A 20,047-nucleotide genomic window follows, 5' to 3' on the forward strand; every position below is an offset into this window, starting at 1 on the left:
GGTGAAGACCCGATTGCACCGCTCGGCGCGCGCTGGTAAATACATTGTAATCACATTGCATTGGCGATGGACTGACGCGGAGATCACATGGAATTCGATTGGGCCAACCGGCAGTTTGAACTCGAGGGCAACTTGACCACCCTCACGATCGAGGAGTCGTTCGAGGACCCGTTCGTCGTCCGGCTTCTGCCCGACTCGGGCCCCTATTCCGGGCAGGCACGGTTTTTCAGCCTCGGCAAGTCTTCCAACGGCACCGGCGTGTTCAGCGTCTACCGCACGAATGGCAAGCAGGTCCGCGTGCTGAGCGCGCGCGAATTCGAGCCCGAGGACCTCTTCTTCTATCAGCGGCGGCAAAACCAACTGCTCGCGGCAAAGGACTGATGCGCACTCTTCTTCCAACCGGTGACCGCACCGGGAACGCGGCGGCCCTGCCCGCAACCAAGCCAGCCGCCGAAGCCCTCGTCGTGCTCTCGCGGTGGGAGGACGTCCCCGTGTTCGAGTCCGAAGCCGAGGAAGCCGCCTTCTGGCAGCGCACCCGGCTGGACCTTCGACTGATGGACGCCTCCGTGGCGGACGCTGCCGAAGTTTCCGAATCCGTCACCATCACGCTGCGCATCGACCCGCGGATGCTCTCGCGCATCAAGCGCCTCGCGCGGTCGCGCTTCCTGAACTACCAGAGCATGATCAAGCAATGGCTCAGCGAAAGGATGGAGCAGGAACTCAGGGAACGATGAACATGAACGCCGCCGCGACACGAAGATCACCCGCGCTTCCGCGCACGATGCGCGGCTTCACGCTTGTCGAGATGCTCGTCGTCCTCGGCATCATCGGCATTCTTTCCGCGATCGTCGTCGGGGCCGTCTCCCAAGTCGGTCCCAAGAAGATGATCTCTGTCACCAAGGCGAAGCGCTTCGAACTCGCCACGTTCATCGAGCTCTACAAGACCGACCTCGGTTCTTACCCGCGCGACAACCCCGCCAATCCCGGCACCAACACGCTCTTTTACGAGCTGACGGGCGTCCTCTTCACCAACAACCTTGTCACGCCTGCCAACGCCACCTTCACTTCGCCGCTCGACTCGACGAACAACCTCACCTCCGCGCAGCTCAACGCGGTGTTTGGGACGGTCGGCATCCAGAACGTCGCCCGTCCCGGCAGCCGGCCGAAGTCCTACATCAAGAACCCCGTCGAGGGCCACGATTACAGGCCGGTGCGAGTCGGCGTGAACACCGTGATGCTCCTCACCCCGCCGCCCGCGGCGCAGAAGAACCCCGCGGCGACAGTCACCTGGAACTACGACGCGTCCTCGACCCGCCGGCGCAACATGGCCGGATTCGACCTTTGGGTTGAACTCGTCGTCAAAGGCACGACCAACCGCTACGGAAACTGGTAACCATCCACGCCATGAACCCCAAGACCCAACCCCTGCACTCCGCTCGACTCCGCGCCTTCACGCTCATCGAGCTGCTCGTCGTCATCAGCATCATCGCGGTTCTCGCCGGCCTCCTGCTTCCTGCGGTATCGGCGGCCAAGACGAAAGCCAAGGCCGCGCTTGTGAAGAAGGATCTTGCGGACATCAACAATGCCATCCACTCCTACAAGGCGGAATACGGCGGCCGGGTTCCGATTGGCTTCTCGACGAACGCCGACGTCACATTTGGCTCGGCCGCATTCGGCACGGGCATCTCCAACAGCCATCCCATCGGCATCCTCCTCGCCGTCACGAATTCCGCCAACGGCGTCGCCAACGCCAACACCGTCCACCGCTACAACCCGCGCAAGGTCGCGTTCCTCAACGCGAAGATGCTCGATGCCGCCGAGGTGCGGAAGCAGGGCATCGGCGGCGACGGCACGTTCCGCGACCCGTGGGAAAATCCCTACATCATCAGCATTGACGCCGACCAGGACGGGTGGTGCACCGACGGCTTCTACTCGCTCGCCGCCGTCTCGCGGAAGTCCACCACCATCGGCCACGACGGCTGGACGGAGAACAACCCCGTGGGAACGCCCAACGTGTTCCGGCTGCGCACCGAATCGCTCGCGTGGTCGTTCGGTCCCGACGGCAGGGCCGATGCGGCGGCACCGGCCGGCACGGGCGACAACAAGGACAACATCGTGAGCTGGAAGTGAGTTCATGAACGGACTTTGCACAACGCCGGGCAGGGCAGGGGACCGCCGCGCCTTGCGGCCGGCCCGCCGGCCGGCCGTGTTTCGCGAGGCCGCGTTCACCTTGCTGGAAATGCTCGTCGTCATCGGCATCATCGGCATCGTCACGGCGCTCGCGCTCCCATCGCTCCGGATGAACAAGGGCAACGTGATGACCGCCGCAAGCCGGCAGGTGCTTGAAGACCTCCAGATTGCGCGGCTCCGCGCCATCAGCGGGCGCACCACCGTCTTCGTCGTGTTCTTTCCGCACCAAGGCGCGGTCTGGAACGGCGTGTCCTACGGCATCGCTGTCAACGCGGCGCAGAGCAACTACTTCACAACCAACCGCGCCGGGAACGCGCTGCTCAACGGCCAGCTCGCCTCCTACGCGCTCTACACCAAGCACAGCGTCGGCGACCAGCCCGGCTCCGACAACCCGCGCTACATCACCGAGTGGAAGACCCTTCCCGACGGCACGTTCTTCCCGCCGGCCATCTTCATCAACACCACCATCGCACCCGCCATCTTCTTCAACATCACCAACACCACCGAGACGTTTCCCGTTCCCGACACGGCCAGCGCCATCCGGTATCCGCTGCCCTACATCGCCTTCGACGCCAACGGCCGGTTGCTCGGCCGCACGGCGGACATCGGGATTCCGCTCACGCTCGGGAGCGTGTTCCTGTTCAAGGATCCCACGGGCGAGACAAACCAGGTCATCGACCCCGACGTGATCGAGACGCCGCCGGGAAACTGGACGAACAACTTCGTGCGGCTGCGCATCAACTGGATCACCGGCCGCGCCAAGGTCGAGCGGCCCGAACTGCCATGACCACCCGCACGACCCCATGCCGCCGCCGGGCGCACGACGCGTTCACGATGATCGAGGTTGCGATCAGCATCGCCATCGTCGCCTTCGCGCTCGTCGCCATCATCGGCGTGCTGCCCACCGGGTTGAGCGTCCAGCGCGAAAACCGCGAGGACACCATCATCACCCACGACGCGAACTTCTTCCTCGAGGCGATGCTCAGCGGTTCCAACAGCGCGAGCTTCGCCATCCTCGCCACGAACATGGACTTCATGGACGTCTACATTTCGGGCGTCCACCAAGGCACTCAAACGCCGTCGTTCACCAACGGCAACCTCCCCGTGGATCGCATCGTGAGCTTCCTCTCGATGCCGCAAGCGGGCGGCAACTCGGCGGTCGGCCGGTTCCGGTCGCTGAGTTCCTCCCTCTCCGACCGCGCCGCGGGGACCAACGGGCTCGCGTTCACGTATCTCGTGACCTCGGAAATCGTGCCGATCACGGATTACACCGCCACGCTCACGGCCTACACGAACTACGCGCGCTACCTGACGCAAAACCTGTTCGAGGTGCGGCTCAACTTCCGGTGGCCGGTCTTTGGCGAAGGCACCAACTACACGCTCGGCGCGGGCAAGCTCACCGTGCGCCGTCTGGTTGCCGGGGCGCTCACGCAGGACACCAACGCGCTCTACTACTTCCAGCCGGGAAGTTACTTCGGCCCATGAACCGCGCGACAAACCCACGCCGGACGCTGCACGCGGTGACGCTGCTGGAACTGCTCATCTCGGTGAGCCTGACCATGCTGATCATCCTCGCGCTCTACCAGATGTTCGCGCGCACACAGAAGGCGATGCACGGCAGCATCGTGGCCGGCGACCTCACGGAGAACGGCCGCGCCTGCCTCGACATGATCCGGCGCGAAGTCGAGACGCTCACGCCCGCCGGCACGCCGCTGAACCCCTCGCCGTTCGTGACCAACCTGTGGATCGACACCGCGACCTACGGGACCAACGCGCTCCGGTTCGGGGGTGGCGGCCCGCTGCTCAACAGCGAATTGCACGACTTCTTCTTCCTCGGCTTCGACCCGAGCGCGCTCGCCACGCCGAAGAACTGGACCGCCGTCGGGTATCGCGTCGCCGACCCGAACAACGCGCTCCTGCCCGTGGCCAACGGCGTCGGCACGCTCTACCGGTTCTACACCAATGCCACGCGCGCGAGTTCCAACATGGCGTTCCTGCGTGACTACATCAGCCCGCCCTCGATGGCGGTCACGAACTACTTCCAGCGCGTCGCCGACGGCGTCGTGCACCTGACCCTCCGCGTGGTGACCAACGGTGTGCCCGTGGCGCCGCTCGGCGGCACGAACATCACCTTCACCGGCACGAACGCGCCGTCGCTCGTCGAGCTGGAAATCGGGTTCCTCGAATCGCCCATCTTCGCGCAGGCGCGCGGCATGCCCTACGTGACGGCGACGAACTACCTCTCCAGCCGCGGCAATCACGTCCACTTCTTCCGCACGCTCATCCCCGTGCGCGCCACACCGCAATGAGAACGCGCCCCCCATCCTCGCGGCGCGCCGTCGCCCTCATCGTCACGCTTATCATGCTCTCGGTGGTCACGTTTCTGGCCATCGCGTTCCTCGCCATCTCGCGGCGCGAACGCACGTCGGTGATCATCCAGGGCGCGTCGCAGGACGCGTATCACATGGGCGTGACCGGCTACAACCGCGCGCTCGCCGAGGTCATCTCCAAGATCCTCGCCACGGGCGACAAGGCGAACTACGGGCTCGTGGTCTCGACGAACTTCATCAACCTGCTTCAAGGCAGCCCGTTCACGCCGGGCAACTACACGAGCGTGAACTATTACGCCGTGGCCAATGGCGCCGACCAGCTTACGAACCTCGCCAACCTGCTCTACAGCCCGCGGCCGCCCGTTTACGTCGTCACCAACTTCGCCACGGGCGCGAGCGAGTTCCGGTTCTACCTCGATTTCAACCGCAACCGCCGTTACGAGAGCAACGGCGTGCTGTGGGAACTCAACGACCTCGGCACCACCAACGGCTTCGGCACGGCGCGGTTCTTCGTCGGCGACCCGGAATGGATCGGCCTCCTGCTGTATCCCGGCGTTCCCCACGGGCCGACCAATCCGTTCGTCGGGCGCTTCGCGTTCATGGTGCTGCCGGCGAGCAAGTCGCTCGACCTGAACTTCATTCACAACCGCGCCAAGCGCCCCGTCGGCGTGGGCGGCGCGACGCGCGAGGGTTTCTGGCGCAACCAGGGCGTCGGCTCGTGGGAGATCAACCTGGCGGGCATGCTCGTGGACTTGAACACGAACGTGTGGCTGCCCGGCGGCTACGGTTACACGCTCGGGCCGGGCTTCTCGGTCGGGGGCGCGTTCGGCGACGCCAACGGGCTGCTCACCTACCGGCTGCAAAACTGGGCGTTCCTCGACTCGATGGCCGGCATGTATGGCGCACTGGGCGCGAGTGGTTGCACGAACGCGGGCACGGATCTCTACACGGACGGCGACACCGCCGGCACGCTGATGCTCAGCCCGTCGCCCGCGCCGAACTACGAGGTGTCGCCCAAGCAGAATGCCAACTGGCCCGGCGGCGACAACACCAACGCCAACGCGCGGCCCTACCTCGACTTCCAGGAACTCTTCAACACGACTCGCCCGTCGTATGCGCTGTTCGTCACGAACTTCCTGAACCTCGGCGGCAGCAACAGCACTTACAATCGCTACACCGCGTATCGGCTCCTGGAGCAACTGGGCGTGGACTCCGACGTGCCGCGCGGCAAGCTCAACCTCAACTGGACCAATGCCCTTGCTGGGCCGCCCGAGACGGTGACGGCCTACCAGAACTGGAACGGCACCAACTTCTTCCTCGCGGCCGCGCACCAGATGATCCGCGCGAGCCTCGTCACCCAATACGTCACCGTCCCCGTGCCCGGCACGAATTACTACTTCGGCACCAACCTGCTCAGCACCAATCTCCCGCCGGTCCTTTCCTCCACGAACATCACGATCTGGCCGTATTCCGAGTATTCGCCCGAGGTGCACCGGCTCCTGCAAGTTGCGGCAAACATTTACGACTCGACCACGAACCGCCCGCTCGGCGCGCTGCCCGCCAATGCCTACGGCCCCTTCTTCCCCACCGTGCTGCGGCCTTACTTCGACACGGTTGTCGCCGGTGGCCTCACCAACATCATCGTCGCGGGCTACGTGCAGGAATCGGCGACCAACTTCCTTTCCTACACGAACCTCGACCTCTCGATCTCCAACCACGTGGACGCCATCCTCACCAACGGCACCTACGTGGACACGGTGAGCGGGGCGACGCTCTCGTTCCGATCGCAGAGCCTGGTGAACGGCCAGCCCGTCATCATCGGCGCGAAGAAGGGCTTCCCGAACTTCAACGAGTTCGTGATGCAGACCGTGGTGCAGGGCACGCGCAAGCTTGAGTTCGTGAAGTCCAACGCCGTGGACCGGTTCCCGTGGCAGACCAACCAGATGCTCATCCTCGGCATCTCCAACCGGTTCGGCGTCGAGTGCTGGAATTCCTACGCGCTCGCCTACCCGCGCCGGCTTGCGGTGATGGTCACGAACCGCTTCACCTACGTGCTCACGAACGAGTTCGGCCTCGTGCTTTCCAACTCCATCGTCGTGAGTTCCAACAAGACGCTCGCCGCGGGCGCGTGGACCGGCACCGGCACGCCGCTCACGTTCCAGCTCCCGCTCTTCAACACCGCGATCCTCCTGACCAATTCCGCCTACAGCACGAGCTACCCGAGCGCGTTTCCGGCGACCAACCTTGGCGGCTTCACGCTCGTCACCTCGAATTCCTTCGACCGTGGCAACGGCTTCCAGGTTCCGCAATTCGGCCTGCTCGTCACCAACCACCTGCGCTACACGCTGGTGGACCTGGACGCCGTGCCGCCGCGCGTGGTGGACTACGTGAACCTCACGAACCTCAACGGGTTCGTGGACGTGATGCGCTCGCTCGGCGTCACCACCGGGCCGTGGGATTCCGTGACCGTGTATCAATCCGGCGATGTCGTCATCACGAACGGCTTCTACTACACGTCCATCCGGCCGAGCACGAACATCCCGCCCATCGGCAGCCCGCTCAGCGTCGGCTACTGGCAGGTGCAGACCCGCCCCTCGACGAACTACAATGCCGGGAGCTTCTGGAACAACCTGCGCGTCGGAGGCGCGGCCTCGACCAATACGGCGGCGCCGACCGTCGGCATCACGAACCAGATCTGGGTCGGCCTCAACACCAATCTCGCCATCGTGGCCAACTGGCGGCAATGGAGTTCCGACACGCCCATCACGCGCGAAATCCAGCGCTTCCAGTATTTCATGAACACCACGGCGACGAACTTCGGTTCGTTCACCAACCGACTCGGCCCGTTGCAGGCGCGGATGCAATGCCCCTTCAGCCCCACGCGCAAGATCGTCCAAAACCTGAGCTGGGAGGTGAACGACCCGTTCGTCCACTACACCACGCGCGACATCACGCCGTTCTCGCGGACCAACCTCGCGCAGCAGATCAACTACATCATCCCGCCGTTTGCCTCCGTGCTGCCGCCGATGAGCTTCGGCCTCACCAACACCACGTATCGCCCGTGGGGGGGCAACCCGAATTCAACCGTGCAAGACGGGACCGAGTTCGCATTGTGGCTCAAGGACCCGGGCATCTGGCGTTCCGACGACTGGGATTTCCCGTCCGCGAAGTTCCCGAACATCGGCTGGCTCGGCCGGGTGCACCGCGGAACGCCGTGGCAGACGATTTACATGAAGTCCACCGTGATGAACGTGAGCAACTGGAACCAGTGGGGCCGCAGCCCGGAGACGCACCCGACGAACGACTGGAAACTGTTCGACCTCTTCAGCGCGTGGCCGAACAACAACGCCGCCCGCAGCCTGCTCTCCATCAACCAGACCAACCTCGCCGCGTGGTCCGCGGTGCTCTCGGCGGCCATCGTCCTCTCCAACAACGTCACCGCCGCCACCGGCCCGTTCACCCCGCCCAGCGCGAGCGCGATCGTCGCCAACCCCGCCGGCGTGGACACCAACGTCCATTACATCTTCCACGGCATCCAGCAGCGCCGGATGCAGATGACGAACTTCTCGCGCCTCGGCGACGTCCTCTCCGTGCCCGAGCTCACCACGATTTCACCCTACCTCAACCTCTTCAACGGGGACATCAACCGCACGTTCGGCTCGCTCACGAACGTGCGGCCGCAGCTCATCAACTCGCTGACCTACGAGCAGATGTATTCGCTCACGGACGCCATCTACGAACGCATCCCGCAGCAGATTCTCGGATTGCTCACGGTCGAGGACTCGCCGCGGTTTGTCATTTACGCGTGGGGGCAATCGCTCCGGCCCGCGGACCGTTCGGCGGTGGTCGCGCCGGGGCCGTTCTTCGGGATGATCACCAACTACACGATTTCCGCCGAGTATGCGTTGCGCGCCGTGGTGCGCGTCGAAAACCTCCCGACGCTCCGCATGGCGCCGCCCATCGGTGGCCCGCGGGTGATCGTCGAGAGCTTCCGGCAGTTGCCAAACGAATAGCGCGGGAAGACTTGCGAATGGGCACGATGCGCAAAGCGATGATGACGCGGGACACCGGGAAGGGAGACCGCGCGGCAGCGGCGTCGCCGTGCTTTTGCCCAGACCGCTCCGGAATCGCCTGTATTGGCGCGGTCCAACAAAACTCCCAAACTGTGAACAGCCTCCGGCCAACCGCTTGAGCCGCGTATGAACTGGCGCCCACGAACCTGGATGATCATCAGCCTGCTGTGCTTCGCGGCGGCGTGGGTCTTCTGGCACCTCGGCGAGCGGCGGCGCGCGGGCGGTTCGCCCCCACCGGCCACCGCGCCCAAGTCCGAGTCCACGCCTTCGCGCTGGTCCTCGTGGCTGCCGGGCACGCGCAGCTTCAAATCCGCCCCCGCCGATCCCCGCCACAAGCCGTTCGCGCTCATCGCCTCGGGCGCCGATCCGCGCTTCCCGTTCCGGCTTTCGAACACGACCCGGCAGGGCGACGCCATCTTTCGCAGCGAAACCGCAATCCTCCTGCGGCACGCGCACTACGACACCGCGGACGGCCCGCTGCCCGCGATTCCGGCGCACCTCCGCGCCGGCCCGAACCCGGGCAGTTACATTGTGCAGGTTCGCGGCGTGATCGACGTTCCCTTCCGCGATGCCCTCCACGCCTCGGGCGCGGCCATCGTCAGCTACATTCCGAACAACGCGTATCTCGTCGTCGCCACGCCCGACAGCGCGGCGCAGATCGCGCGGGACCCGCGCACGCAGGCGGTGCTGCCGTTCGAGCCCTACTACAAGCTCAGCAGCAGCCTCATCGGCGACGCCGTCAACCGCGTCTCGCAGGCGCCCGACCGCGAATTGAACATCGTGCTTTTTCCCGGCGGGCGGCCGCGCGTCGACGCGCAGCTTGCCGCGCTTGGCGCCGAGACGCTGGCCGAGCAGCGGTCGCCGTTCGGCCCCGTGTTGACGGTCCGCGCCGGCGGCGAGAGCTTCATCACGCTCGCGCAGATGCCGGAAGTGCAGTTGGTCGAGCTGAGCAAGCGGCGCGTGCTGATGAACGACCTCGCGCGCACGCGCGTCGGCGTGTCGAGCAACTCCATCGCGCCCGCAAACTTCCTCGGCCTCACCGGCACGGGCATCCGGATTGCGATCAATGATTCAGGCGTTCAGGGAACGCATGGAGATTTGGCGGGCCGGATCATCATTGACGGAGGCAACCCCGGCGCAAACGCGGACGGGACCGGCCACGGCACGCACGTGGCGGGAACCGTCGCCGGTTCGGGTGCTGGTTCCGGGGGCGTCACCGTCACGAATGGCACTATTCTCGCAGCCCAAGTCCGCGGCATGGCGCACGCGGCGCGGCTGTATCCGCAGAACATCCTTGGCCTCATCACCGACGAGCAGCTCCAGACCAACGCGGCGCGGACCAACATCATCATTTCCTGCAATGCGTGGGGCCGGACCATCTACGAATACGACATCAGCTCGGCGAGCTGGGACGCCGCGACGCGCGACGCGTGGCAGCAGTTGCCGGGCGACCAGCAGACGACCTACGTCTTCTCGGCGGGCAACGATGGCAATGGCAACGCCGGCGGCTTCGGAGGCGTGCAGTCGTCGATCACCTCTCCCGGCAACGCCAAAAACGTGATCACGGTCGGCGCCATCGAGCAGGAGCGGCTGATCATTTCGACCAACGGCTTCCTCGACGGCGGCGCCGACTCGCGCGATCAGGTGGCTGACTTTTCGAGCCGCGGCAATGTCGGTCCCGGCGTCGAGGGCCCGTTCGGGCGGTTCAAGCCGGACGTGGTCGCGCCCGGCACGTTCGTCCTTTCCTGCAAGGAGAGCTCGTTCGTGAATCCGTTCCCGCAGCTCGCCGCGCTCGACGCGGCCATGAACCCCTCGGGCACCTACCGCTTCGAGTCGGGCACGAGCATGGCCGCGGCCGTGGTGTCCGGCATGCTCGCGCTCATGCAGCAGTATTTTACGGCCGCACCGTATTCGCGGACGAACAGCCCCGCGCTGAACAAGGCGCTGCTGATCAACGGCACCCGGTCCGTGAACGGTTCCTACAACCGGCAGGTGAACAACCAGCTCAACTATCAGGGCTGGGGTCTCGTGCAGTTCACCAACAGCATCCCGAGCAACAACGTCGCTTCGAGCGCGATTCAGTTCGTGGACCAAAGCCCGACGAACGCCGTTGCGACGGGCGACGTGCGCGTCTACCGCGTCACGATAAACAATCCGACAGCATCGCTTCAGACCAACTTCCCGCTCCGGGTCTCGCTTGTCTGGACCGACCCGCCGGGCAATCCGGCCGCCGGACCGAAGCTGGTCAACGACCTGGACCTCGTGGTTTCCAACTCGGTCTCCGGCACGAACATCTTCGTTTACGAGGGCAACAACATCGCGGGGAGCGACTTCACCTCGGTTTCGACGCCGGGATCGGCCCGCGTGAGCGACATTCTCAACAACGTCGAGAACGTGTTCATCCAGGCGCCGCTTCCGGCGAACGTTTTCGACATCTACGTCATCGGCCGCCGCGTCAACGTGAACGCCGTCACCGGCAACACCAACGGCATCGTGCAGGACTTCGCCCTCGTGGTCTCGACGGATTATCCGAACAGCATCGCGCTCGCGCAGCAGCTGTCCTTCGTGACCAACACCACGCTGCTCAATGTCACCAACGGGCTGCCGCTCATCGACCAGCGCGTGGGGGCCAACTTCCAGACGTCCAATGTTCCAAACGGACTCTTCACGAGCGTCGGCTCCACCAACCAGTGGCGGTTCTACGTGTTCAGCAACCTGTTCATCCCGGCGTTCACCAACATCACCACCAACTTCTTCGTCGGCACGACCAATTTCTTCACCAACGTCGTGCGCGTCCCGATCACCAACGGCTCGAACGTCGCCTTCTCCCTCGTCCTCCCCCCGAACCTCTCCCGGCCGCGGCGCAGCGCCGAGGCGGACATTGACCTTTACGTGACCCGCGGCGACCCGACGCTCACGAACCTCTCGCCGACCGTCATCAGCAACTGCCTCCGTGGCGCGCCCGGCTACTTTGCCTCCACCAACCGCGGCGGCAGCGAGTCGATCATCTTCAGCCCCGCGACTCCCGCCGACGTGTTCTACATTGGCGTGAAATCGGAGGACCAGCAGGGCGCCTCGTTCGCCCTCAGTGTCATCTCGACCGACCAGCCCTTCGCGAGCACCAACGCAAACGGGGGCATCACCGTGAACTTCTTCCCCGTGCCGATGGACATCCCCGACGGCTCGCCGGACTCGCCGAGCGGCATCACGCTCTTCGGCATCTGCCCGACCGCCACGAACATCAGTTCCATTCGGATTACGAATGTGCTCGTCCACGAAAACCTTGGCGACCTCGTGGGGCGGCTCGGGCACAACGGCATCTACGTCACGCTCAACAACCATTCCATCGGTTTGAACACCGCGGGCGGTTACGTCACGAACACGCTCGTTTACGACGACTACCTGAACCCCACCGACGGGCCGGAGTTCATCACCGACTTCGTGGGGCAGAACGCCATCGGGCTGTGGACGCTGACCTTTGTGGACAGCGCGCTGGAGCACACCGGGCGCGTGGACCGCGTGAACTTCACGCTCAGTCCCAGCACGAACCAGTTCACCAACACCGTCACGCTCTTCTCCAACCAGTGCACGGTTCAATTCGTGGACGTCCCGGTCGGTGCCACCAACCTCATCATCAACGTGCAGCAGGTCAGCTCGTCCGGGACGAGCGTGGACTTCTTCGTCGGCTACGGCTACACGCCGACGGCGCAAAGCAATGACTTCAGCCGCCTCGGCGTCACGACGAACTTCACCTACAACATCAACACTCTCAGTTCACCGCCGCTCCGGCCGGGGGTTTGGTTTGTCCAAATCTGCAATACCACGCCAAACACCAATCAGGTCACGATCAGCTTTACCCTGGAGTTCGACTATTCCACGACCACGACCATCACCTACGACGCCCGCGCGCCAACCGTCCTGCTGGACGACTACCGCACGAATGTCTACATCACCAATCTCGACAATCGCGTCATTACCGGCGTCGAGGTCGGCATGGAGATTGATACCCCGATGGGTTCGGACTACGCCGTGTATTTGGTGAGCCCGGCGCTGCGCAAGGTCCTGCTCTTCGAGAATCGCGGCGGCACCAACGGCGGCATCTTCGCCAACTTCACCGAGGACACCAACAAGGTGACCGTCGTCATCACCAACCTCGCGCCCGTCGGCTACCAGACGTTTCCGACGATCGTGCCGATCAAATGGATCCGGCCGCCGTTCACGAACCTCCTCTCGCCGCCGCAGTTCGTGAACAGCAACCTGCACAGCTACGGGCTCTCATCGAGCGACAGCGCCTTCGGCATGGCGTTCCTTGGAAACCAGCTTGTCATCGCCGGCCAGCTCACCAACGGCCAGCCTTACAGCGACGGCCAGTATGTCGCCTACCGGACGCCGGTGACGAACAACGCGGTGTCGCGCCTCTCGTTCACCAACTGGCCCGGCCCGCTCGGCGGCCTGCGCAACGGCGATTCGTCGTTCGGGTCCGCCGCCATCACCACCGAGGGGATGTTCCTCGCCGGAGTCACGCGGGATTATTTCCCGACGCCGCAGACACCGAGCGGCGGCGCCAGCCCGGACATCTACGACCTCGACACCGGGTGCACCAACGGCACGCTCACCATCACCTACCAGTTCTTCACCGTGCCCGACCAGATGACGGTCTATTACCAGGGCGTGCTGCTCACGAACACGGGCTTTGTCAGCAACGGGCCGGCCAGTGGGCCGTTCCCGCCGCAGACGTTCAGCATCAACTACGCGGGCTCGAACTCGTTCGTCCGCATCATCATGAACGAGTTCAGCGGCAACACCGGGACCGCGTGGAACTACAGCGTGTCCGTGAGTTGCGCCACGTTCCCGCTGTATTCGTGGGCGACGGTCGCCGGCTTGAACGGCTCTCCCGGCTACGTGGACGCCGCGGGAGCGGCGGCGCGGTTCACGAGCCCCGGCGGCGTCGCGCTGGACACCACGGGGCTCGCCTACATCGCCGACACACTCAACCACCGGCTCCGCAACATGACCACCGTCGGCAACGTCACTTTTCTCGCGGGCACGGGCGTGCCGGGATTCTTCGATGGCCCGGTGGGCGTCGCGATGTTCAACACGCCGCGCGGTCTGGTGGTCAGCAACAACGCCGCGGTGTTCGTGGCCGACGAACTCAACCACCGCATCCGTCGCGTCTCGGGCGGCGCGGTCTCGACCTTCGCGGGTTCGACCGCTGGCTTTGCGAACGGACCGGCAGCGGCGGCACAATTCCAAAGTCCCTACGACGTGAAGTTTGACGCCGCGGGCAATGCCTACGTCGCCGACTCCGGCAACCGGCGCATCCGGATGATCGACACCGCCGGCAACGTGACCACCTACGCGGGCACCGGCGCCGCGGGTTCCGCGAACGGCCCGCGCCTGACCGCGACCTTCACGACGCCGCGCGCCATTGCCATCGACGTAGCGGGCAACATGTATGTGGCCGACACCGTGGCGAACAATGTCCGGCGCATCAGCGCGGCGGGCATCGTGACCACGCTTGCCGGCGGCTTCAACTCGCCCGAGGGAATCACCGTGGACCTCACGGGCACGGTCTTCGTGTCCGACACCGGGGGGCACGTCATCAAGAAAGTCACGCCGGGCGGCCTCGTCTCGATCATCGGCGGCAGCGGCGTGCCGGGCGATGCGCCGGGCGTGGGGACCGCGGCCACGTTCAACCTGCCGCGCGGGATCGCCATCCGCCCGGACGGCAACCTCGTCATCGCAAACTCCGGCGCCCACACCATCCGCGAGTCCGTGAACACCGTCAGCCCCAACCGCGAGAAGGCGGTGGTGCTGAACTATCCGAACTCCGGTCCCGTCGTCGGTGGCGCGGCCGGCAACGGCGGTGCCTGGGTGAGCCGCATCGTCACCAACAACGTCTTCGGCGTCGACCGCGACGACCGGTTCAACGCCGTGCTCACGCAGAACGAGAACGGGACGAACTACATTTATGTGACCGGCGCCTCCGGCAACATTCCCGGCACGAACAAGTTCTTCATGTCCAAGGCGCGCACGAACGGCGCCGGAATCTGGATCGCGCAGGACAACCCCGCGGCGTTGCCGCAGTTCTCGGCCACGAACCGCTTCCACAGTTTCGGCATGGCGCTCGCGAGCCTTTACACCACGAACATCGTCGCCGTGGGTTACACCAACGGCGCTCTCAGCGTGGACTTCCCGTATCTCGTGATCGTCTCGACCAACGGCACCGTGAACCTCGGCCGCACCAACCCGGCCGCCGGCCGCTACCACGGCGTCACCGTTCTGAATTCCAACATCTTCGCGGTCGGCACGTCCTCGACCAACACGGGCGGCTCGAACATCGTGGACAAATACACGCTCAACGGCACCTTCGTCGACCGCCTCTCCGTCAAACTCTCCCCGCTTCAGAACGACACGCTCTTCGGCGTGACCGGCGCGGGCTGCTCCGGCCGGCTCTACGCCGTCGGCGTGCGGTCCAACGCGGTCGGCACTTCGGACGGCATCCTGCTCGAGATCAACCCCGGCCTGACGGCGACTGCGGGAACAATGTCCATCCTTACGACGAACATCGTGAGCGTGACCGGCAATCCCGCAAACGCAGCCACCGCGGTCACGACCGATGGCAACGACCTTTACGTGACCGGCCACACTTACAACGGCAGCGAGCGCGACATGTTCCTGTTCCGTTACCGCATCAAGAACTGGTATCAACCCGAGGAGTCCCTGCGGCAGTTCATCGGCGACACGACGCGCGTCACCAACGGCGCCGTCATCAACGGCGCGTGGTCGCTGGAGATTTGGGACAACCGCATCAGCAACGCGCTGCCGGTTCCGCCGCGCGTGATGTGCTGGAATCTCACCTTCAGCTACGCGCCTGTCGGCACACCCGCGGGTTTGGTCGTCTCGGGCGGCGTCATCACCCCGCTGCTGCTTTCCACGGGGCCGCAATATCTCTCGGTGCAGACTCCGGGCGTGGCGTCGCGCGCGACAAACACCATCACCGCGAGCGGCCCGGTGACGGTCGTTTACAATCTCAACGGCGTTCCAGTGCCCGGTGCGAACGGCAACGTGACGCTGCAAACCTTCACGAACGGCGGGACATTCGTGCTCGGGACGGGAGGCGTGGCATCCTTCAAGGCCGGGCAGCGTTACTACCTCGGGATTCTCCCCGGCGAAGGCGCGTCGACCGGAACGATCAAGGTGAACTTCGACCAGGAAGGGCTGCCGCCCGTGCCCTCGCTCGGCAACGGGATCTTGACTTCCGGTTCGCTCGTGAACGGGGCGGGCATGGATTACTGGCAATTCAACGTCCCTCCGGGCGCGTCGGCCACGCTGTTCGAACTCACGCCGGCGGGCGGGAACCTGGACCTCTACGTGCGCAAGGCCAACACGGGCTTCCCACCCTCCGCGCAACTCGACACGACGCAGTTTGACTACCGCAGCATCAACCTCGGAACCCGCACCGACCAGATCCTGCTCGTGCCAGGCACGGGCTTCGTCCCGCTCTCCTCCGGTGTCTGGTATGTCGGCGTCGGCAACGCGGACTCGCGGCCCGTCGCCTACAACCTGCGCGCGACAAGTTACGGCGGCACACCCTACAGTGTGGTGCCGGTGGTCACCGGCGTTGCTTCCGCGGGCACCACGCCGCCGGGCAACGCGCCAAGCACGATGTTCAAGCTCACGGTTCCCGCCGGCACGCCATCAGCGCTCTTCCAAGTCACCAGCCTGACTGGCGGCGGCGATCTGATCGTCCGGCGCGGTGCGTATCCCACGCGATCGACGAACGACTTTTTCAGCACGTTGCCCGGCACGGCGCTCGAGACGGTCGTCGTCCGGACGAATGCAACCGTGGCGGGCCTCGGCGGCGACTGGTTCTTCGGCGTCCTGAACAACGACCCGTATCACATCAACTACTCCGTGCTCGCGCGGCTGCCAACGAACGGACTGCTTGTAAGCGCTGCGCCCATCGTGCTGCCGAACGCCGCCCCGCCGCCCGTGCTGTTGACGAACCGCCACTTCGGCCTCGATGTCGGCACGTTGCCCGGTGAGAAATACCGCGTCGAATACACCACCAACTTCATCAACTGGATTGCGCTTGGCACTTACGTTTCCCCGGCGAACGGTTCGCTCTCCTTCGTCCACACCAACGCCCTGACCAACCGCACCCTCTACTACCGCATCCTGCAGGTGCCGTAACCCCGGTTGTTCCGCGGTGAACCCTTGCCGACGCGGAGAGCTTCCGATAGCTTCCCGCGCATGGACAACCCGCTGCCCCAATTGCCACCGCAGATTCCCACGCCGCCCCCCTCCGCGCCTGCCGCGCCGCCCCGCGCGACTACTCCCGCCCCGCCGCCGCGCAAGGGTGGCCGCGGCTGGATGATCCTCTCGCTGTTCCTCGGCGCGATCCTGCTGCTGACCTGGATCGCCAGCCTCCTCAGCATGTTCACGGGCATGGGCGGCGGCATCGCGCAGGTCGAGAACAAGATTTATGAGGTCCACGTCGTAAAGCCCTCGAAGGACCGCACGGACGACAAGATTGCGCTCATCGAGATCAACGGCGTCATCATGAGCCTCGGCGGCGGTGCGCATGACCCCGTCACGCTCATCAAGGACCAGCTCCGCCTCGCCTCAAAGGATGACGATGTGAAGGCCGTGATCCTGAAAGTGGACTCGCCCGGTGGCGAAGTGCTCGCATCCGACGACATCTACCGCGCGATCCGCGAGTTTCAGAAGGAGCACAAGAAGCCCGTCATCGCGTGCATGGGGTCGCTCGCGGCGTCCGGCGGCTACTACGTCAGCGCGCCGTGCCGCTGGATCGTCGCGAACGAACTCACGCTCACCGGCAGCATCGGCGTCATCATGCAAAGCATCAACTTCCGCGGCCTCATGGACAAGGTGGGCGTCGAACCGATGACGTTCAAAAGCGGCAAATTCAAGGACATGCTCAGCAGCACCAAAAAGCCCGAGGAAATCCTCCCCGAGGAAAAACGGATGCTTCAGACGCTCATCGACGAGGTTTACGGCAAGTTTCAGTCCATCGTCGAACAGGGCAGGGGCGAGGCGAAGACCGCGAACGGCTCCGACGGTCGCGCGCTCGTCGCCAACTGGAAGGATTTTGCCGACGGCCGCATCTTCTCCGGCAAGCAGGCCCTCGAACTCGGTTACGTCGACGAATTGGGCACGCTCGACACCGCGCTCGCCCGCGCCAGGAAAATCGCGGGCATCTCCGACGCCACGCTCATCAAGTATCAACCCCCGTTCGATTTCGGAAGCCTGTTCCGCCTGCTCGGCCAGAGCGAGGCCAAGTCCGTGAAAATCGACATCGGCATGGACGTTCCACGGCTCCAGCTCGGCCGCCTCTACTTCATTTCCACCTCGGTGATTCCGTGAGATGAAGGGCGTCACCGTCATCCACCACCCGCTCATCCGGCAAAATCTCTCTCGCCTTCGCGACGAGCGCACCGGGCCGCAGGAGTTCCGCCGGTTGCTCGGCGAGGTCGCGGCGCTGATGGTCTACGAGGCGACGCGCTCCTTCGCGCTGCGGGAAACCACCGTGCGCACGCCGCTCGCGCGGACCCGCGGCCACGAGCTCGAGCGCGAAGTGCTGCTCGTGCCCGTCTTGCGCGCGGGGCTCGGGATGCTCGAACCCATTCTGCAACTCATTCCGCACGCGCGCGTCGGGTTCATCGGTCTCAAGCGCGAAGAAACCACGCTTCACGCCGTCACCTACCACAAAAGTCTTCCGCGCCGGCTCGGCAATTTCGAGGTCATCCTTATGGACCCGATGCTCGCCACCGGTGGCAGCGCCGTCAGCGCCATGCAATTGCTTGCCGAGCGAGGGGCCCGCCACGCGCGGATGGTGAACCTGCTCGCGGCGCCCGAGGGCATCCGGGCCGTGCGGCGTCACTGCCCAAATCTGCCGATCTTCACGGCCGCCATTGACGAGCGATTGAACGAGCGCGGTTTCATCGTCCCCGGCCTTGGCGACGCCGGTGACCGGTTGTTTGGCGTGTAAGTCCGCCGCCCGCGGCGTGGCGATGCGGGATCTGAAGGGCGTTTCGACTTTGCCGGCGCGTTTCCAATCTCTCGCTTGCCAAACCACTCGCGAGGTCTAATCTCCGAACCCGTGCCCCGAGAGAATTTCCTGATGGTTTCAGACAGCGAGCGTGACGCGGACATGCTCTATGCCGTTGGGATGTTCGTGCCGGACGCCTTCATTTGCCTTCGCATCAACGGCCGCTGCCACATCGTGATGAGCGACCTGGAGATCGACCGCGCGCGCCGTGAAGCTCCGCATTGCCGCGTGCTCTCGTGGACGCACTACTCGAACCACCTTCACAAGGCGGGTGTTCGGAATGTCACCCATGCGCAGGTGATCAATGCCATCCTCCGCGAGCGCGGCCTGCGCAGCATTCAAGTGCCGGAGCAATTCCCCGTCGGCCTTGTGCGACGGCTGCGCGACCTCGGGCTGCGCGTCGGATTGATGAAAGGCCCCTGCTTCCCCGAGCGCCAGCACAAGCGCGCCGACGAGGTGAAGAAAATCTCCGCCGCGCTCATGATGGCCGAGGTGGGCCTGTCCGAGGCGCATCAAGCGTTGAAGAACGCCAAGGTCGGCCGCAACCGGCGGCTCCTCTACCACAACGTCCCGCTGACATCGGAGAAGCTCCGCTCGATCATCGACACGGCCATCATCCAGTCCGGCGGGTTGGCGGCCCACACCATCGTCGCGGGCGGACGCCAGTCCTGCGACCCGCACGAGCGGGGCCACGGCCCGCTCCGGGCCAACGAGCCCATCGTGGTGGACGTGTTTCCGCGATCGCAAAAAACGGGATACTTCGGCGACATCACCCGAACCTTCGTGAAGGGCCGTGCCGCGGAGCCGCTTCGGAAGCTGTATCACACGGTCGCGCTCGGTCAGGCGCTCGCGTTCAAGCAATTCAAAGCCGGCGCGCGCGGTGTCGAGGTCCACAAGTCGATCGAAGACTTTTTCACCCAGCAGGGCTACAAGACTTGCAGACACAACGGCCGGATGGAGGGATTCTTCCACGGCACCGGCCACGGGCTCGGCATGGAAATCCACGAGGCGCCGCGCGTCGCGCCGAACTCGCGGGACATCCTGTGCCGCGGGCACGTCGTCACGGTTGAGCCGGGGCTCTACTACCCCGAACTCGGCGGCGTGCGGTTGGAGGATGTCGCCCTCGTGACCGCGAATGGCGCGCGCAACCTGACGAAGTTCGAGAAAGTGCTCGAAGTGTGACGCGGCGTGTGCCGTGGCACGGGGCGACGGGCGTGCGGGTCGCATCAGCGGGCTTCCGCGGTTTGTTTCCGATGGATTTGTTTACGCGCCGGCTGGCATCCTGATAGCTTGATGGCCCGTGCGGCGGCGGGTTCGAGATCAAGAAGAAGCCGGTTTGCCGGAGATGGGCGAAACAAACCAGAATACAATTCCATTAT

The 20,047-nt window shown here is 64.8% G+C and carries 11 protein-coding genes and 1 pseudogene; all 12 read left to right on the plus strand.

Going from position 1 to position 20,047, the window contains the following annotated elements; all coding sequences use genetic code 11:
• Window positions 1-87 precede the first annotated feature (87 nt).
• The 12 genes and pseudogenes from FJ386_05280 (at window position 88) to FJ386_05335 (ending at window position 19,850) form a co-directional block, all read left to right on the plus strand.
• Complete coding sequence (locus FJ386_05280; protein MBM3876118.1) at window positions 88-381, plus strand: hypothetical protein; 294 nt, start codon at window positions 88-90, stop codon at window positions 379-381.
• Window positions 381-734, plus strand: coding sequence for a hypothetical protein (locus FJ386_05285; protein ID MBM3876119.1), 354 nt, complete (start codon window positions 381-383; stop codon window positions 732-734). The genes FJ386_05280 and FJ386_05285 overlap by 1 nt, the downstream gene beginning before the upstream one ends.
• Window positions 731-865 (plus strand): annotated as a pseudogene (locus FJ386_05290) (prepilin-type N-terminal cleavage/methylation domain-containing protein). Before FJ386_05285 ends, FJ386_05290 begins: the two are co-directional and overlap by 4 nt.
• A gap of 539 nt (window positions 866-1,404) precedes the next feature.
• Window positions 1,405-2,130, plus strand: a complete 726-nt coding sequence (locus tag FJ386_05295; protein MBM3876120.1) for a type II secretion system protein — start codon at window positions 1,405-1,407, stop codon at window positions 2,128-2,130.
• A gap of 4 nt (window positions 2,131-2,134) precedes the next feature.
• Window positions 2,135-2,977 carry a prepilin-type N-terminal cleavage/methylation domain-containing protein gene (locus FJ386_05300; protein MBM3876121.1) on the plus strand — a complete coding sequence of 281 codons (843 nt, stop codon included), beginning with the start codon at window positions 2,135-2,137 and terminating at the stop codon, window positions 2,975-2,977.
• The gene (locus tag FJ386_05305) at window positions 2,974-3,675 is read left to right on the plus strand and encodes a hypothetical protein (protein ID MBM3876122.1); all 702 of its coding nucleotides are present in this window, start codon (window positions 2,974-2,976) and stop codon (window positions 3,673-3,675) included. Before FJ386_05300 ends, FJ386_05305 begins: the two co-directional genes overlap by 4 nt.
• Window positions 3,672-4,499 carry a hypothetical protein gene (locus tag FJ386_05310; GenBank protein ID MBM3876123.1) on the plus strand — a complete coding sequence of 276 codons (828 nt, stop codon included), beginning with the start codon at window positions 3,672-3,674 and terminating at the stop codon, window positions 4,497-4,499. Before FJ386_05305 ends, FJ386_05310 begins: the two co-directional genes overlap by 4 nt.
• Complete coding sequence (locus FJ386_05315) at window positions 4,496-8,533, plus strand: hypothetical protein (GenBank protein MBM3876124.1); 4,038 nt, start codon at window positions 4,496-4,498, stop codon at window positions 8,531-8,533. Before FJ386_05310 ends, FJ386_05315 begins: the two co-directional genes overlap by 4 nt.
• A gap of 186 nt (window positions 8,534-8,719) precedes the next feature.
• Entirely contained in the window at window positions 8,720-16,789 is an 8,070-nt protein-coding gene (locus tag FJ386_05320) for a hypothetical protein (GenBank protein MBM3876125.1), read from the plus strand.
• Window positions 16,790-16,849: 60 nt separating this feature from the next.
• The gene (sppA, locus tag FJ386_05325; protein ID MBM3876126.1) at window positions 16,850-17,983 is read left to right on the plus strand and encodes a signal peptide peptidase SppA; all 1,134 of its coding nucleotides are present in this window, start codon (window positions 16,850-16,852) and stop codon (window positions 17,981-17,983) included.
• Window position 17,984: 1 nt separating this feature from the next.
• Complete coding sequence (locus tag FJ386_05330; GenBank protein MBM3876127.1) at window positions 17,985-18,608, plus strand: uracil phosphoribosyltransferase; 624 nt, start codon at window positions 17,985-17,987, stop codon at window positions 18,606-18,608.
• Window positions 18,609-18,740: 132 nt separating this feature from the next.
• Complete coding sequence (locus FJ386_05335) at window positions 18,741-19,850, plus strand: M24 family metallopeptidase (GenBank protein ID MBM3876128.1); 1,110 nt, start codon at window positions 18,741-18,743, stop codon at window positions 19,848-19,850.
• Window positions 19,851-20,047 lie beyond the last annotated feature (197 nt).

The sequence above is a fragment of the Verrucomicrobiota bacterium genome, from assembly GCA_016871675.1.
In the GTDB taxonomy this organism is placed as follows: domain Bacteria; phylum Verrucomicrobiota; class Verrucomicrobiia; order Limisphaerales; family VHCN01; genus VHCN01.

What these genes read in the sequence shown, in the direction of transcription:
- FJ386_05310 (MBM3876123.1), top strand. Translation starts at nt 3,672, where the DNA reads ATGAACCGCGCGACAAACCCACGCCGGACGCTGCACGCGGTGACGCTG.
- FJ386_05295 (MBM3876120.1), top strand. Translation starts at nt 1,405, where the DNA reads ATGAACCCCAAGACCCAACCCCTGCACTCCGCTCGACTCCGCGCCTTC.
- FJ386_05305 (MBM3876122.1), top strand. Translation starts at nt 2,974, where the DNA reads ATGACCACCCGCACGACCCCATGCCGCCGCCGGGCGCACGACGCGTTC.
- FJ386_05315 (MBM3876124.1), top strand. Translation starts at nt 4,496, where the DNA reads ATGAGAACGCGCCCCCCATCCTCGCGGCGCGCCGTCGCCCTCATCGTC.
- FJ386_05330 (MBM3876127.1), top strand. Translation starts at nt 17,985, where the DNA reads ATGAAGGGCGTCACCGTCATCCACCACCCGCTCATCCGGCAAAATCTC.
- FJ386_05320 (MBM3876125.1), top strand. Translation starts at nt 8,720, where the DNA reads ATGAACTGGCGCCCACGAACCTGGATGATCATCAGCCTGCTGTGCTTC.
- FJ386_05285 (MBM3876119.1), top strand. Translation starts at nt 381, where the DNA reads ATGCGCACTCTTCTTCCAACCGGTGACCGCACCGGGAACGCGGCGGCC.
- FJ386_05280 (MBM3876118.1), top strand. Translation starts at nt 88, where the DNA reads ATGGAATTCGATTGGGCCAACCGGCAGTTTGAACTCGAGGGCAACTTG.
- sppA (MBM3876126.1), top strand. Translation starts at nt 16,850, where the DNA reads ATGGACAACCCGCTGCCCCAATTGCCACCGCAGATTCCCACGCCGCCC.
- FJ386_05335 (MBM3876128.1), top strand. Translation starts at nt 18,741, where the DNA reads ATGGTTTCAGACAGCGAGCGTGACGCGGACATGCTCTATGCCGTTGGG.
- FJ386_05300 (MBM3876121.1), top strand. Translation starts at nt 2,135, where the DNA reads ATGAACGGACTTTGCACAACGCCGGGCAGGGCAGGGGACCGCCGCGCC.